At 70.4% G+C, this 14836-nt stretch carries 11 protein-coding genes; 10 read left to right on the top strand and 1 reads right to left on the bottom strand.

All coding sequences use genetic code 11. The features are described 5' to 3' along the window. Positions 1–47 precede the first annotated feature (47 nt). The 3 genes from ACTMO_RS0113245 (at position 48) to hrpA (ending at position 6146) form a co-directional block, all read left to right on the top strand. Positions 48–830 (top strand): enoyl-CoA hydratase/isomerase family protein, encoded by a 783-nt coding sequence (locus ACTMO_RS0113245; protein WP_019855174.1) that lies wholly within the window; start codon positions 48–50, stop codon positions 828–830. Positions 831–845: 15 nt separating this feature from the next. Beyond that, a complete protein-coding gene (locus tag ACTMO_RS0113240; protein WP_019855173.1) occupies positions 846–2027 on the top strand; it encodes a class I SAM-dependent methyltransferase in 1182 nt (393 codons plus the stop codon). Positions 2028–2195: 168 nt separating this feature from the next. Next, positions 2196–6146, top strand: coding sequence for an ATP-dependent RNA helicase HrpA (hrpA, locus tag ACTMO_RS0113235; protein WP_019855172.1), 3951 nt, complete (start codon positions 2196–2198; stop codon positions 6144–6146). Between the two features lie 54 nt (positions 6147–6200). Here the strand turns inward: hrpA and ACTMO_RS0113230 are convergent, their stop codons facing one another. After that, a complete protein-coding gene (locus ACTMO_RS0113230) occupies positions 6201–7043 on the bottom strand; it encodes a DegV family protein (protein ID WP_019855171.1) in 843 nt (280 codons plus the stop codon). A gap of 292 nt (positions 7044–7335) precedes the next feature. Between ACTMO_RS0113230 and ACTMO_RS0113225 the strand changes: the two genes are divergently transcribed. The 7 genes from ACTMO_RS0113225 (at position 7336) to mnmA (ending at position 14759) form a co-directional block, all read left to right on the top strand. Next, complete coding sequence (locus ACTMO_RS0113225; protein WP_026449205.1) at positions 7336–8118, top strand: electron transfer flavoprotein subunit beta/FixA family protein; 783 nt, start codon at positions 7336–7338, stop codon at positions 8116–8118. Positions 8119–8181: 63 nt separating this feature from the next. Beyond that, complete coding sequence (locus ACTMO_RS0113220) at positions 8182–9141, top strand: electron transfer flavoprotein subunit alpha/FixB family protein (RefSeq protein WP_019855169.1); 960 nt, start codon at positions 8182–8184, stop codon at positions 9139–9141. 190 nt (positions 9142–9331) lie between these two features. Then, positions 9332–10114, top strand: a complete 783-nt coding sequence (locus tag ACTMO_RS0113215) for a GNAT family N-acetyltransferase (protein ID WP_033401544.1) — start codon at positions 9332–9334, stop codon at positions 10112–10114. Then, positions 10111–11127: a lysophospholipid acyltransferase family protein gene (locus tag ACTMO_RS21040; protein ID WP_019855167.1), complete on the top strand. Its 1017-nt coding sequence runs from the start codon at positions 10111–10113 to the stop codon at positions 11125–11127. Before ACTMO_RS0113215 ends, ACTMO_RS21040 begins: the two co-directional genes overlap by 4 nt. After that, complete coding sequence (locus tag ACTMO_RS0113205) at positions 11042–12424, top strand: MFS transporter (RefSeq protein ID WP_026449204.1); 1383 nt, start codon at positions 11042–11044, stop codon at positions 12422–12424. The genes ACTMO_RS21040 and ACTMO_RS0113205 overlap by 86 nt, the downstream gene beginning before the upstream one ends. 20 nt (positions 12425–12444) lie before the next feature. Next, positions 12445–13668, top strand: coding sequence for an aminotransferase class V-fold PLP-dependent enzyme (locus tag ACTMO_RS0113200; protein WP_026449203.1), 1224 nt, complete (start codon positions 12445–12447; stop codon positions 13666–13668). 2 nt (positions 13669–13670) lie between these two features. After that, positions 13671–14759, top strand: a complete 1089-nt coding sequence (gene mnmA, locus ACTMO_RS0113195) for a tRNA 2-thiouridine(34) synthase MnmA (RefSeq protein ID WP_026449202.1) — start codon at positions 13671–13673, stop codon at positions 14757–14759. Positions 14760–14836 lie beyond the last annotated feature (77 nt).

The following is a 14836-nucleotide window of genomic DNA, read 5'->3' as shown; positions in this document are numbered from 1 at the left end:
CACGATAGTGTGCGGCACCGTTCGTGATGCGACGAGGAGGTTGCGGCGTGGGTGAGTTCGTCAGACTCGAGGTCGAGAACCGGATCGGGACGATCAGACTGGATCGGCCCAAGATGAACGCGCTCAACAGTCAGGTCGAGCGGGAGATCCGGGCCGCCGCGCAGGAGGCGGCCGAACGTACGGACGTGCGGGCCGTGATCGTCTACGGCGGGGAGAAGGTCTTCGCCGCCGGTGCCGACATCAAGGAGATGGTCGAGCGGTCCGCTCCGGAGATGGCGGCCAAGGAACGCGACGGGCTCTCGGCCGCGTTGAGCGCGGTGGCCGCGATCCCGAAACCCACGGTGGCCGCTCTCACCGGTTACGCACTGGGAGGCGGGTTCGAGCTGGCGCTGGCCTGCGACCGGCGGGTGGCCGCCGACGGGCTGAAGGTCGGACAGCCGGAGATCCTGCTCGGGGTCATTCCCGGCGCGGGCGGCACCCAGCGCCTGGCGCGGCTGGTCGGCCCCAGCAAGGCCAAGGACATCGTCTTCAGCGGCCGTTTCGTGGACTCCGACGAGGCGCTTTCCCTGGGTATGGTCGACGAGGTGGTCGCCACGGAGGAGGTCTACGCCACCGCGCGCCGCTGGGCCGAGCAGTTCGTCAACGGCCCGGCCCACGCCCTGGCGGCGGCCAAACAGGCGATCGACGAGGGACTGGAGACGGACCTGAACACCGGGCTGCGCATCGAGACCCACCTGTTCACCTCCCTGTTCGCCACCGAGGACCAGAAGATCGGGATGCGCTCGTTCATCGAGAACGGGCCGGGCAAGGCCGAGTTCACCGGAAACTGATCCGGCTGGTGCACCGTGGCTTACGCGTTCGACGCCGAGGACGTCGCCTTCCTGCGTTCCCCGGAGGGGGTCCGCGCACTGGACGAGGTGGCCGAGCTGCCGTTGACCTCCTCGTCCAGGTTGGCGGACACGGGCACGGCCCGTGCTGTCGCGGGGCGGCGTTTCGCTCCGGCGGTGCTGGAGACGGTGGCGCTGCGACGTCGTGCCGCCGCGAAGCTGGAGGACGCGGGGCGGTGGTTGTTCACCGACTCGGCGTTGCAGCAGGCCACGGCGACACCGGTGGCCCGGCACCGTGCGGCCCGGTTGGCGGGGCGGGACGTGCACGACGTCACCTGCTCGATCGGGGCGGACCTGGTGGAGCTGGCCCCGGTCGCCGGGCGGTGTCTCGGTTCGGACCGCGACGGGGTTCGGTTGTCGATGGCTCGCGCCAACCTGGCGGCCCGGGACACCGAGGCCGGGTTGGTGCGGGCCGACGCGTTGCACCCGGTCACCACCACGGCCGCCGTGGTCGCCGATCCGGGCAGGCGGGACGACTCTGGACGCAGGCGGTGGGACCCGGACGCGCTGGAACCTCCCCTGCGGGAGCTGCTCACCACGTACCGGGGACGTGACCTGGTGGTCAAGTGCGCCCCGGGGCTGGACTTCGACGCCATCCCCAAGACGGCCGAGGTCGAGCTGGTCTCGCTGGGCGGGCAGGTGCGGGAGGCCTCGGTGTGGTTGGGCGGACTGGCCACCCCCGGTGTCGGCAGAGCCGCCACCGTGCTGGGCGCCGACGGTGTTCCCGTGCTGCGGATCACCGACGCCGAGCCCGACGACTGCCCGGTGCGGGCCCCGGGGCGGTGGCTGGTGGATCCGGACGGGGCCGTGGTCCGGGCCGGGCTGGTCCGGCAGTACGCCGCCCGGCACGGTCTGGGCCAGCTCGACCACCGCATCGCCTACCTGACCGGGGAGACTCCCCCGCCGGGAGTGCGGGCCTTCCGGGTGCTCGACCAGTCCGCCTACGGCGAGAAGAACCTGCGGGCCCTGCTGCGTCGCCACGAGGTGGGAAGACTGGAGATCCTGGTACGTGGGGTGGACGTGGACCCGGACGCGCTGCGACGGCGGATGAGGCTGTCCGGCACCGAGGCGGCGACGCTGGTACTCACCCGTATCGGGGACAGGCCCACGGCGCTGCTGTGCCGGGCGGAACTCACCTGAACCCACGGCGGCGCTTTTCGCCCGGGGCGGGGCGTTCGCCGCCGCCGGACTTCCACCATGAGTCGGGGCGGGGCCGGTACCCCGCTGTTCCTCCGGCGGACGGTCGATGTGAATCCGGCGAAACACGGAGGCGTGGACGAGGCCGGGATATCTATGCTTGGGGGACGTATGGCCACTGCACCCGTTTCGCCCACCCTGTCCGAACTGCGCGAGAGCCTGTCCGAGCTGATGACGCGGGACCGGAACCGGTTGCGTCGTCGCATCGACGGTGCCCGCAAGATCAGTGATCCCGAGGCGCTGCGTTCGGTCGTCGAGGAGATCTCCGCCGACGTCACCGCCTCGCGGGAACGCGTCGCACGGCGCCGCGAGCGTGTCCCCGAGGTCAGCTACCCGGAGGAGCTGCCCGTCACCGGGCGACGCGAGGACCTGCTCGCCGCGATCCGGGACAACCAGGTGGTCGTGGTCGCCGGTGAGACCGGCTCCGGCAAGACGACCCAGCTGCCGAAGATGTGCCTGGAGCTGGGACGCGGGGTGTTCGGCTCGATCGGCCACACCCAGCCACGCAGGCTGGCGGCGCGTACGGTGGCCGAGCGTATCGCGGCCGAGCTGGGCACCGAGGTCGGCGGACCGGTGGGCTACCAGGTGCGGTTCACCGACCGGGCGGACGACGACACCCTGGTCAAGCAGATGACCGACGGGATCCTGCTCGCCGAGATCCAGCGGGACGCGTTACTGCGGCGCTACGACACGCTGATCATCGACGAGGCGCACGAACGCAGCCTCAACATCGACTTCCTGCTCGGCTACCTCAAGAGGATCCTGCCCAAGCGTCCGGACCTCAAGGTGATCATCACCTCGGCCACCATCGACCCGGAACGGTTCTCCGAGCACTTCGGTGGGGCTCCGATCATCGAGGTGTCCGGGCGCACCTATCCGGTGGAGGTGCGCTACCGCCCGCTGGTGGACACCTCCGACGAGGAGGAGGACGTCGAGCGCGACCAGACCACGGCCATCGCCGACGCGGTGGACGAGCTGTGCGGGGAGGGACCCGGTGACATCCTCGTCTTCCTCAGCGGGGAACGCGAGATCCGGGACACCGCCGAGGCGCTGGAACAACGCAAACCCCCGCACACCGAGATCCTGCCGCTGTACGCCCGGCTCTCCTCCGCCGAACAACAGCGGGTCTTCCAACGCCACTCCACGCGTCGTGTGGTGCTCGCCACGAACGTGGCCGAGACCTCGCTGACCGTTCCGGGGATCAGGTACGTCGTCGACCCGGGCACGGCACGGATCTCGCGGTACAGCTACCGCACCAAGGTGCAGCGGCTGCCCATCGAACCCGTCTCGCGGGCCTCGGCCGACCAGCGGAAGGGCCGCTGCGGCCGGGAGGCGCCGGGGATCTGCATCCGGCTGTACTCGGAACAGGACTTCCTGGCCCGCCAGGAGTTCACCGACCCGGAGATCCTGCGGACGAACCTGGCCTCGGTGATCCTGCGGATGACCTCGCTCGGCTTGGGGGACGTGGCCTCCTTCCCCTTCGTCCAGCCCCCGGACAAGCGGCAGATCACCGACGGGGTGAACCTGTTGCACGAGCTCGGCGCGCTGGACGGCACCGACCGCAAGGGCAACCGGCGACTGACCGGGGTGGGGCACAAGCTGGCGCGGCTGCCCATCGACCCCCGGCTGGGACGCATGATCGTCGAGGCCGAGAGCAACGGTTGCGTACACGAGACGATGGTCATCGCCGCCGCGCTGTCCATCCAGGATCCCAGGGAACGGCCCGCCGAACACCAGCAGGCCGCCGACCAGCAGCACGCCAGGTTCACCGACAGGAGCTCGGACTTCCTCGCCTACCTGAACCTGTGGCAGTACCTGCGCGACCGCAGGGCGGAGCTGTCCTCCAACCAGTTCCGCCGGGCGTGCCGCAACGAGTACCTGAACCACCTCAGGATCCGCGAGTGGCAGGACCTCTACGCCCAGCTGCGGCAGATGGTCAACACCCTGGAGATCCCGATCAACGACCAGCCCGCCGACGGCGACCGGATACACCAGTCCCTGCTGGCGGGACTGCTGTCGCACATCGGGCTGAAGGACACCGAACGCAGGTCGGACTCGGGACGGCGCGGTCCCACCGAGTACCTGGGGGCGCGCGGGACCAGGTTCGCCGTGTTCCCCGGTTCCGCGCTGGCCAAGAAGCCGCCCCAGTGGGTGATGGCGGCGGAGCTGGTGGAGACCTCGAGGCTCTTCGCCCGCACCGTGGCCCGGGTGGAGCCCTCCTGGATCGAGCGTCTCGCCGGTCATCTGGTCAAACGCCACTACAGCGAGCCGCACTGGGAGAAGGACAAGGGCGCGGTCATGGCCTACGAACGGGTGACGTTGTACGGCGTCCCCCTGGTCGCGGGCCGCAAGGTCAACTACGGGCGGATCGAGCCCGAGCTGTGTCGCGAGCTGTTCATCCGACACGCCCTGGTGGAGGGGGACTGGGACACCCGCCACGAGTTCTTCCACACCAACCGTGCGCTGCTGGCCGAGGTGGAGGAACTGGAACAGCGGGCGCGGCGCAGGGACATCCTCGTCGACGACGAGACGCTGTTCGAGTTCTACGACCAGCGGGTCGGTTCCGAGGTGGTCTCGGCCCGGCACTTCGACAGCTGGTGGAAGAAGGTCCGCCGCAGCCAGCCCGACCTGCTGACCTTCCCCCGGTCGTTGCTGTTCAACGAGACCTCGACCTCGGTCAGCGACAGCGACTACCCGGACTTCTGGGAGCAGGACGGGCACCGTCTCCCGCTCAGTTACCAGTTCGAGCCCGGTACGGACGCCGACGGGGTCACCGTGCACGTTCCGGTGGCGGCCCTCAACCAGCTCGACCCGGAGGGGTTCGAGTGGCAGATCCCGGGGCTGCGCGAGGAGTTGGTGACCGCGTTGCTGAAGACGCTGCCCAAGCAGCTGCGACGCGAGTTCGTCCCCGTCCCGGACCACGCCAAGGCCGTGCTGGCCCGGCTACGTCCGAGGGAGAAGCCGTTGTTGGAGGCGCTCTCGGAGGAACTGCGGCGGATGACGGGAGTGACGGTGCCGCTGGACTCCTGGGACCTCCGGCGCGTTCCCGACCACCTGCGCATGACCTTCCGTGTGGTGCGGGGTCAGGACTCCTCGGGTGACGAGCACGTCCTGGCCGAGAGCAAGGACCTCGCCGAGCTGGCCGAGCGGCTGCGTCCCAAGCTGCGTGCCGAGATCTCGGCGGCGGCCGAGACCATCGAACGGCACGGGCTGCGGCAGTGGGACTTCGGCGAGCTGCCGGACACGTTCGAGCAGCGGAGCAACGGCCAGGTGGTCAAGGCCTATCCCGCCCTGGTGGACGAGGGCGACAGTGTGGGCGTCCGCGCCTTCGACTCGGCCGAGGAACAGCGTCGCCAACAGTGGCGCGGCATCCGCAGACTGGTGCTGCTCAACGTCTCCTCCCCGGTGAAGTCCCTGCGGAAGCAGGTGAGCACCAGGGCCAGAGTGGTCTTCGCCGGCAGCCCGCACGGCGGACAGGAGGAGCTGTTCGAGGACTGCGTCACCTGCGCCGCCGACGAACTGATCCGGCAGGCCGGGGGGCCGGTGACCGAGCGGGCCGGGTTCGACCGCCTGGTGGAGCGGGTGCGTGCGGGGTTGAACGCGACCTCGACGCAGGTGGTCTCCCGGGTGGAGCAGGTGCTGACCGCCCAACAGGACGTCGAGGCCGAGATGGCCCAGACCCGCGCCCTGTCCGGGGAGGCCGCCGAGGACATCCGCACGCAGTTGTCCAACCTGGTCTATCCGGGCTTCGTGACGGCCACCGGGGCGCGGAGACTGCCCGATCTCCAGCGGTACCTGCGCGCGATCTCCTACCGGCTGAGCAAGGTACCGCACCGTCCGGCCCGGGATCGGGAGCTGATGGACCGGGTGGGCACGGTCGAACAGCGCTACCAGGAGCTGTTGGACGCGGTGCCCCCCGGGAAACCGGTGAGTGAGCGGCTCTGGTCCATCGGCTGGATGCTGGAGGAACTGCGGGTGAGCTACTTCGCCCAGGAACTGGGCACACCCCACCCGGTCTCGGAGAAGCGGATCCACCGCGCCATGGACGCGGTCGGCGGCTGACCGCCCGCCGCTGGCCGTCCCCGTGAGGGGAGCGCCGGTGGCGCCCGGCCCGCCTCAGGCCGGGGCCACCGAGAGCACGACCGAGCCTGGGCCGGTGTGCGCGCCGATGATCGCGCTGGTCTCGGCGAGCAGCGGCTCGCTGGCCAGCTCCACCCTGCCCTTCAGCTCCTCGAGGGCCTGCCGGGCCCGCCCCTCGGCGAGGAAGTGTTCGGCGGCGATGTTGACCCGCCGTGTTCCGGCGGTCTCGGCGGCGTGGTCCACGGCCTTGCGCAGGGCGCGTTCCGTGCCGACCCCTCTGGCGAACTGGGTGAGCACTCCCTCGTGCAGCCCCAGCACGGGTTTCAGGGACAGGGCGCTTCCCAGTGTGGCCTGTGCGGAGCCGATCCGTCCGCTGCGGCGGAGGTGTTCCAGGGTGTCCACGTAGATCGTTTCGCTGCTTCCGTTCAACCGGTGGTGCAGCACGTCCAGCACGGTCCGCACGTCCGCGCCGGCGGCGGCCGTCTCGGCGGCGGCCATCACCGCGTAGCCGAGTCCGAGGCAGCAGGTGCGGGAGTCCACCACGTGGATGGGGACGTCGAACTCCGCGGCCGCGGCGCGCGCCGACTCGCAGGTCTCGGACAGCTCGGAGGAGATGTGCACCGAGACGATCTCCTCGGCTCCCTCGTTGACCGCGTCCGAGTAGTTCCAGAAGAACGCGGGGGGTGGGGGAGCGGCCGTGCTCACCTCCGTGCCGGCGTTCATGGCCTCGCCGAGTTCGCTGCGGGGAACGCGTCGCTCGTCGTTGCTCTGCCCGTCGACGGTGAGTTCCAGCTGCACGACCGAGATGTTGAGTCTCTCGGCGATGTTGTCGGGTACCGAGGCGGTCGAGTCGGTGACGAGGGCGACGCGTGGCTTCATACTTTCAGATTAATCATACTCATTCTTCCGGATGATCACCCCGGAGAGAGTGAGCTGTGTCGCTGACGGGCGGAAAATTCGGAGTGGTTGTCCCCCTGTCGGCGCGAAGTGAGTACCGTCACTCCTGTGCCCGGGTTACGCTGGGGCTACCGGTCGGTAACATCCTTGGTGGTTGGTGTCACTGTGCTTTCCACGGGGCCACGTGGCAAGGTCAACCTTCCCGGGGACATGCCGCGCCGGGATGACCCAGCCGGGAAGCCGTCAACAGTCCGCAGGAGGTCGGAGAGGACCCATGAATATTGCCGTCCTGGTGAAGCAGGTGCCCGACACGTGGTCCGAGCGCAAGCTGTCCGACTCGGACCACACCCTGGACCGGGCGTCCGCGGACGCGGTGCTGGATGAGATCAACGAGCGGGCCGTTGAGGAGGCGTTGCTGGCCAAGGAAGCCCACGGTGGAGAGGTGACCGTGGTCTGCATGGGCCCCGAGCGCGCGACCGACGCGATCCGCAAGGCGCTCTCGATGGGGGCCGACAAGGCCGTCCACCTGTCCGACGAGGCACTGCACGGAACGGACGCGGTCTCCACGGCCAAGGCCCTGTCCAAGGTGATCGGCACCCTGGAGTCGGTGGACATGGTGATCGCCGGTAACGAGTCCACCGACGGACGCAGCGGTGCGGTGCCCGCGATGCTGGCCGAGCTGCTCGGCTGGCCGCAGCTGACCTACGCCCGTTCGCTGTCGGTCGACGGGTCGACCGCGTCCATCGAGCGCGAGACCGACGCCGGAGTGACCAGTGTCCGTGCCGAGCTGCCCGTGGTGGTCTCGGTGACGGAGAAGATCAACGAGCCCAGGTACCCCTCCTTCAAGGGGATCATGGCCGCGAAGAAGAAGCCCGTCACCACCCTGACCCTGGCCGACGCGGGCATCGACCCGAGCGAGGTGGGGCTGTCCGGTGCGGCCACCCAGATGGTCTCCTCCGCGCCCGCCCCGCCGAAGGAAGCGGGCCAGCAGGTCACCGACGAAGGCGAGGGTGGCGTGCGGATCGTGGAGTTCCTGGCCGGAAAGAACCTCGTCTGAGTCGTTTCGGGTGTGGTCTTCACCCGGCTTCGTTCGGGTCGCGTTTGAGAAGGGGCTTAATCCATGTCTGAGGTGTTGGTCCTCGTCGACCACGCGGGTGGCGAGGTCAAAAAGGTCACGTACGAGATGCTCACGGCCGCCAGCCGGCTGGGCGAACCCGCCGCCGTGGTGACCGGCGGGCCCGGATCCACCGACAAGGTGGCCGAGGCGCTGGCCTCCTCCGGGGCGGCGAAAATCTACACGGCCGAGTCCGCCGACATCGACAACTACCTGGTCACTCCCCAGGTGGACGTGCTGGCGAGTCTGGTCGAGCGGATCTCCCCCGCCGCGGTGCTGACCTCGGCGAGCGTGGACGGCAAGGAGATCGCGGGCAGGCTGGCCGTACGCACCGGCTCCGGACTGCTCTCCGAGGCCGTCGACGTCGACGCCGACGGAGTGGCCTCCCACTCCCTGTTCGGCGGTTCCTACCAGGCCTCCGCCAAGGCCGCCTCCGGGATGCCGGTGATCTCGATGCTGCCCGGCAGTGTCGAGCCGGAACAGGCCCAGGGCACGGCGAGCACCGAGGCGGTGGAGGTGCCGGGCACCGACACGGCCAAGAGCGGTGCGATCACCGGTCGGCAGCCCGCAGAGTCCGGGGACCGTCCGGAGCTGACCGAGGCCAACGTGGTGGTCTCCGGGGGTCGCGGTGTCGGCAGCGCCGAGAGCTTCGAGGTGGTCGAGAAGCTGGCCGACTCGCTCGGTGCCGCGGTCGGTGCCTCGCGCGCCGCCGTCGACTCCGGCTACTACCCCGCCCAGTTCCAGGTCGGTCAGACCGGTAAGACGGTCTCGCCGCAGCTGTACATCGCGCTGGGAATCTCGGGTGCGATCCAGCACCGCGCCGGGATGCAGACCTCCAAGACCATCGTGGCGGTCAACAAGGATCCCGAGGCGCCGATCTTCGAGATCGCCGACTTCGGGGTCGTCGGCGACCTGTTCAAGGTGGCCCCGCAGCTGACCGAGGAGGTCGGCAAGCGCAAGGGGTGAGACGGGGTCTCCCCTGGGGCGGGTCGGCGTCATCTCCGACCCGCCCTTTTTCGTGGACGCGGAGAAGCCCGCCCCCAGGGCGCGGGAGTCCCGCGGGGACGAGGCGTACAGCGGGTATTCATCGAAAGTTCCCGGCCCGGTCCACCGGCGTGCCTACCAGCCGTTGTGCGGCAGCGGTTACACCTCGGGCATGGTCGAAACAGGGCGATCCGACTCGGAGTTACCGACGGGTGTGGCGACCCGGCTGGGAAACGGCCGCTACTCGTTGCGGCTGAGCAGGGAAACCGTCGACATCAACTCGGCACAACGGCTGCGGCACCGTGTTTTCGCCGTGGAGATGGGCGCCACGGTGCGTGGTGAGTCCGCCGGAACGGACAGCGACCTCTTCGACGAGTTCTGCGACCACCTGCTCGTCCGTGACGATGTCTCGGGAGAACTGGTGGGCACCTACCGGATGCTGCCCCCGGACCGGGCACGGGTCGTGGGCGGGCTCTACGCCGACGGTGAGTTCGACCTCGCCCGACTGCGCCCCCTGCTCGCCGACCTCGTCGAGGCCGGACGCTCCTGCGTGCACCCGGAGCACCGCAACGGGGCGGTCGTCGGTCTGATGTGGGCGGGCATCGCGCGGTACATGCTGGCGCACGGCTACCGCTGGCTGGGCGGGTGCGCCTCGGTGCCGCTGGCGGACGGGGGCCGTACCGCCGCCGGAGTGTGGCGGAACGTACGGCGGCGCTGCTACGCCCCGGAGCACCGTCGGGTCACCCCCCACGAACGGTGGGCACCGAATCCGGCCGAGCACGGCGAACGCGTCCGGTTCCCCCCACTGCTGCGGGGGTATCTGCGGCTGGGGGCGTGGGTGTGCGGCCCTCCCGCCCACGACCGCGAGTTCGACGTCGCCGACTTCTTCGTCCTGCTCGACACCGCGCGGATGGACCACCGCTACCTCGAACGGTTCCTGGGACCTCACGGATGAGCGAGGTCGGACCGTGGTTCCCCACCTCGCCGTGCGGAACGCACTGCCTGCCCCGCCCCGGTAACCTGCCACGGGCGGGACCGCTGTGCCGGATACGACGGCTGACGGTGGTGGCGACCCTGCTCTGCTGCGGAGTTCTGCTGGCAGGGGCGTTCCCGCTGCTGCCCGCCCCGTTCCGCGGGTACCTCGGTCGGATCTGGTGCCACGGGATGCTCACCGGACTCGGTGTGCGGCTGCGGGTCCGGGGGAACCCCGCACCGGGTGGGCGGGGGAGCCTGGTGGTGAGCAACCACGTTTCCTGGCTGGACGTGGTGGCGCTGCAGGCGGTGGGGCCCGTGCGCATGCTCGCCAAGGCCCAGGTGCGCGACTGGCCGCTGCTGGGCGGCCTCGCGGCCCGCTGCGGCACCCTGTTCGTCGACCGGGCGCGACTGCGTCTCCTCCCGCAGGTGGTGGAGGGGGTCGCGGACGCGCTGCGCTCGGGCGCGACCGTCGGGGTGTTCCCGGAGGGCACCACCCGGTGTGGACGCGCCCCGGGGCGGTACCGCCCGGCGCTGTTCCAGGCCGCGCTGGAGGCCGACGCCTGGATCCGCCCCGTGACACTGCGGTACCGGCTGGGCCCGGAACCGACGACCGTCGCCGCCTTCGTCGGCGAGGAGACCCTGCTGCGTTCGCTGCCTCGCGTGCTCGCGGTGCACGGGCTGGTCGTCGAACTGTTCCTGGGCGCCCCTTTCCCCGCACGAAGCGCCGTGCAGGAGGGCAACGACGGCGGGCGGAACGGGGACGAGCGGGGGGTCGGGGAGGGGCGTGCCGGTCCGCGTCGGCGGCTCGCCGCGCGGTGCGCGGCGGTGGTGGAGTCGGTCACGGCGCACGAACCGATCCCGGGGGGAGGCTGGACTTGTAGCGGACTCGACGTCGCAGGATCGTCGGGTGAGCGCATCGAGCGATCCCCCCGCGACCGAGGAGACACCGAACCCGCGACCACGGGAGTCGTTGTGGAGTCGACGCTACCGTAGTTTCACGAGCGGAATGGTCATCGTGGTCACCCTCGTCGCCTTCGAGGCGATGGGGGTGGCCACGGCGCTGCCGACCATAGCCTCCTCATTGGACGGTCAGCGCTGGTACTCGTGGTCCTTCACGCTGTTCATGGCCGCCAGTGCCGTCGGAACCGTCTTCGCGGGCAGAGTCTCCGACCGGCGGGGGCCGGTGTTGCCGCTGCTGGTCTCCCTTCCCCTGTTCGCGCTCGGGCTGGTGGTCGCGGGAACGGCTCCCAACATGGCCGTGCTGCTGGTGGCCCGGGCGGTGCAGGGGCTGGGCGGGGGCAGTGTGGCCGTCCCGCTCTACGTGCTGATCGCCCGGGTCTACCCGGAGAGTCACCGGCCGAGGGCGTTCGGGCTGATGTCGGCCGCGTGGGTGCTGCCCTCGCTGCTCGGGCCCGCCGTCTCGGGAACGGTGACCGAGTACCTGCACTGGCGGTGGGTGTTCCTCGGGCTGGTGCCGCTGGTGTCGCTGGCCGCGGTGTTTCTGGCCTCCACGGTACTGCGTTCGGGCGGAGTCACGTCCGGGCAGCCGGCGGGCAGGCCCGGGCTCGTGCCCGCCGCCCTGGGGGCCGGGGCGGCCACGGTGGGCGTGAACTGGGCCGCGCAGCATCCCGGTGTTCCGTCCCTGGTGCTCGGGGTGGTTTCCGTGGTGTTGCTGTGGCGGTGCTTCCTGGTGCTGCTGCCCAGGGGAACCCTGCGCGCCCGTGGCGGGATCCCGGTGCTGGTGCTGGCACGCGGTCTGCTGGCCGGGGTGTTCTTCACGGCCGAGGCGTTCGTGCCGCTGGTACTGACCGTGGTTCACGGCTACTCGCCCGCACTGGCCGGTATCCCCCTCACGCTGGCCTCCCTGGGGTGGAGTCTGGGGGCCTGGTTGCAGAGCCGTTGGGAAGGACTCAGCAGGCACACGCTGATCTCACGGGGTTTCCTGCTGGTCACCGCCGGTGTGTTCGGGGTCGGCGCGATCGCCCCGGCCTGGTCTCCGGGGTGGACGATCCTGTTCCTGTGGTCGTTGGCCGGGGCGGGGATGGGCATAGCCGTGACCAGCACGGCCGTGGGAGTGCTCGACCGCTCGGAGACCACCGAACGCGGATTCAACTCGGCCGCGCTGCAGATCTCGGACATGCTCGGGCAGGCACTGCTGATCGGCCTGGGAGGGGCGCTGGTCAACCTCGTGTCCGACACCCGCGAACCCACCTCGGGGGTGCTCGTGCTGGCGGCCGTGCTGATAGCCGTGGGGCTGTCGGGTGCGCACCTGGTCACCAGCCGTCGGTGAAGGACTATCCTGGACGGGCGATGACGTACCTGGACCATGCGGCAACGACCCCGATGCGGGCCCGCGCGATCGCGGTGATGAGCGAGGCGCTGGGCACGCTCGGCAATGCCTCCTCCCTGCACACCTCCGGGCGGCGAGCACGGCGCGCCGTGGAGGAGGCGCGGGAGGACATCGCCGACGCGCTCGGGGCCCGCCCCTCCGAGGTGCTTTTCACGGCGGGAGGCACCGAAAGCGACAACCTCGCGGTCAAAGGCATCTTCTGGGCCCGCCGGGACGCGGACGGGAGACGTCGCCGCGTGCTGGCCTCCTCCGTGGAGCACCACGCGGTGCTGGACACCGTGGAGTGGCTGACCGAGCACGAGGGAGCCGAGGTCACCTGGTTGGAGGTCGATTCCCACGGCAGGGTGAGCCCCGAGACCTTCGAACGCGCCGTGCTCCAGGCACCGGAGGACGTGGCGTTGGCCACGGTGATGTGGGCCAACAACGAGGTCGGCACGGTCAATCCGGTCTCCGAGATCGCCGACGTCGCCGAGCGGTACGGCATCCCGCTGCACACGGACGCGGTCCAGGCGGTCGACACGCTGCCGGTGGACTTCGAGGACAGCGGCGTCTCGGCGCTGACCATGACCGGCCACAAGATCGGCGGTCCCTACGGAGTGGGCGTGCTGGTGCTGTCCCGGGAGGTCTCCTGCACCCCGTTGCTGCACGGCGGAGGACAGGAGCGCGAGGTGCGCTCCGGGACCCTCGACGTTCCCGCCGTGCTCGGTCTGGCCAGTGCCCTGCGGGAGGCGGTGGACCACCGACAGCGGCACGCCGCCGAACTGACGCGGCTGCGGGACCAGCTGGTCAAGGGAGTGCGTGCCGCCGTGCCCGAGGCGGTGCTCAACGGGGACCCGGGTACCGTCGAGGGCGGGCGTCTGCCCGGAAACGCGCATTTCACCTTTCCCGGATGCGAGGGTGACAGTCTGCTGATGCTGCTCGACGCCCAGGGCATCGAGTGCTCGACGGGTTCGGCGTGCACCGCCGGGGTGGCCGAACCGAGTCACGTGCTGCTGGCCATGGGAACGGACGTGCGGGTGGCCCGTGGGTCGTTGCGGCTGACCCTCGGACACGACTCGACGGCCGAGGACGTGCGGGCGTTTCTGGAGGCGCTGGAACCGGCAGTGCGGCGCGCCCGCAGCGCCGGCCTTTCCGGTCTGAGCAAGAGTTCGGTGGGAACGGCCACCGCGCCTACGGAGGTGTGAGGGTGCGAGTACTCGCGGCGATGAGCGGCGGGGTGGATTCGGCCGTGGCGGCCGCACGAGCGGTCGACGCGGGCCACGACGTGACCGGGGTGCATCTGGCGCTGTCCGCGAAACCGGGAACCCTGCGGAAGGGAGCGCGGGGCTGCTGCACGGTGGAGGACTCCAGGGACGCGCGTCGGGCCGCCGACATGCTGGGGATCCCGTTCTACGTCTGGGACTTCGCCGAACGGTTCAACGAGGAGGTCATCGAGACCTTCGTCGGCGAGTACGCGGCGGGACGGACCCCGAACCCGTGCATGACCTGCAACGAGAAGATCAAGTTCGAGGCGCTGCTGGAGAAGGCCGTGGCCCTGGGCTTCGACGCCGTCTCCACGGGCCACTACGCCCGGCTCTCGCACGAGTCCGGCGTTCCCGAGCTGCGGCGCAGCAGGGACGAGAGCAAGGACCAGTCCTACGTGCTCGCCTCGTTGACCCCGCAACAGCTGCGGCACGCGATGTTCCCGCTGGGGGACTCGCTGAAGTCCGAGGTGCGCGAGGAGGCCGAACGGCGGGACCTGGCGGTGGCGCGCAAACCGGACAGCCACGACATCTGTTTCATCCCCGACGGCGACACCAGGAGCTTTCTGGAGTCCCGGTTGGGACAGCGACCCGGTGACATGGTCGACGCCGACTCCGGCGAGGTGCTCGCCCAGCACTCCGGGGTGCACGGTTTCACCGTGGGGCAGCGCAAGGGGCTCGGGATCGACAAGCCCGCCGCCGACGGACGCCCGCGTTACGTGCTGTCCCTGGAGCCGGTCTCCGGGACGGTGACGGTGGGGTCGGCGGACCGGCTGGGTGTCACCGAGATCGAGGCGACCCGTCCGGTGTGGCCCTCGGAACGGGCGCTGGACGGCCCCACCGAGTGCGTGGCGCAGATCCGCGCGCACGGGGAGACCGGACGTGCCGTGGCCGAGATGACGGAGGACGGCTTCCGGGTACGGCTGCACGAGCCGATGCGCGGTGTGGCGCCCGGCCAGTCCGTGGTGCTGTACCGCCCGGAGGACGAAGGGGACCTGGTGCTGGGCAGCGCCAAGATCTCCGCGACCCGGTGAGTGGGGGCTCGCCCGTGACCGTGCTGCCTTGGGCGGGCGCGGATCCGTTCCTCCGCCGTGGGGTCGGTCGCCACGTG

Source organism: Actinopolyspora mortivallis DSM 44261, from assembly GCF_000384035.1.
GTDB lineage: Bacteria > Actinomycetota > Actinomycetes > Mycobacteriales > Pseudonocardiaceae > Actinopolyspora > Actinopolyspora mortivallis.
This window is presented reverse-complemented; position numbering and strand designations above follow the sequence as displayed.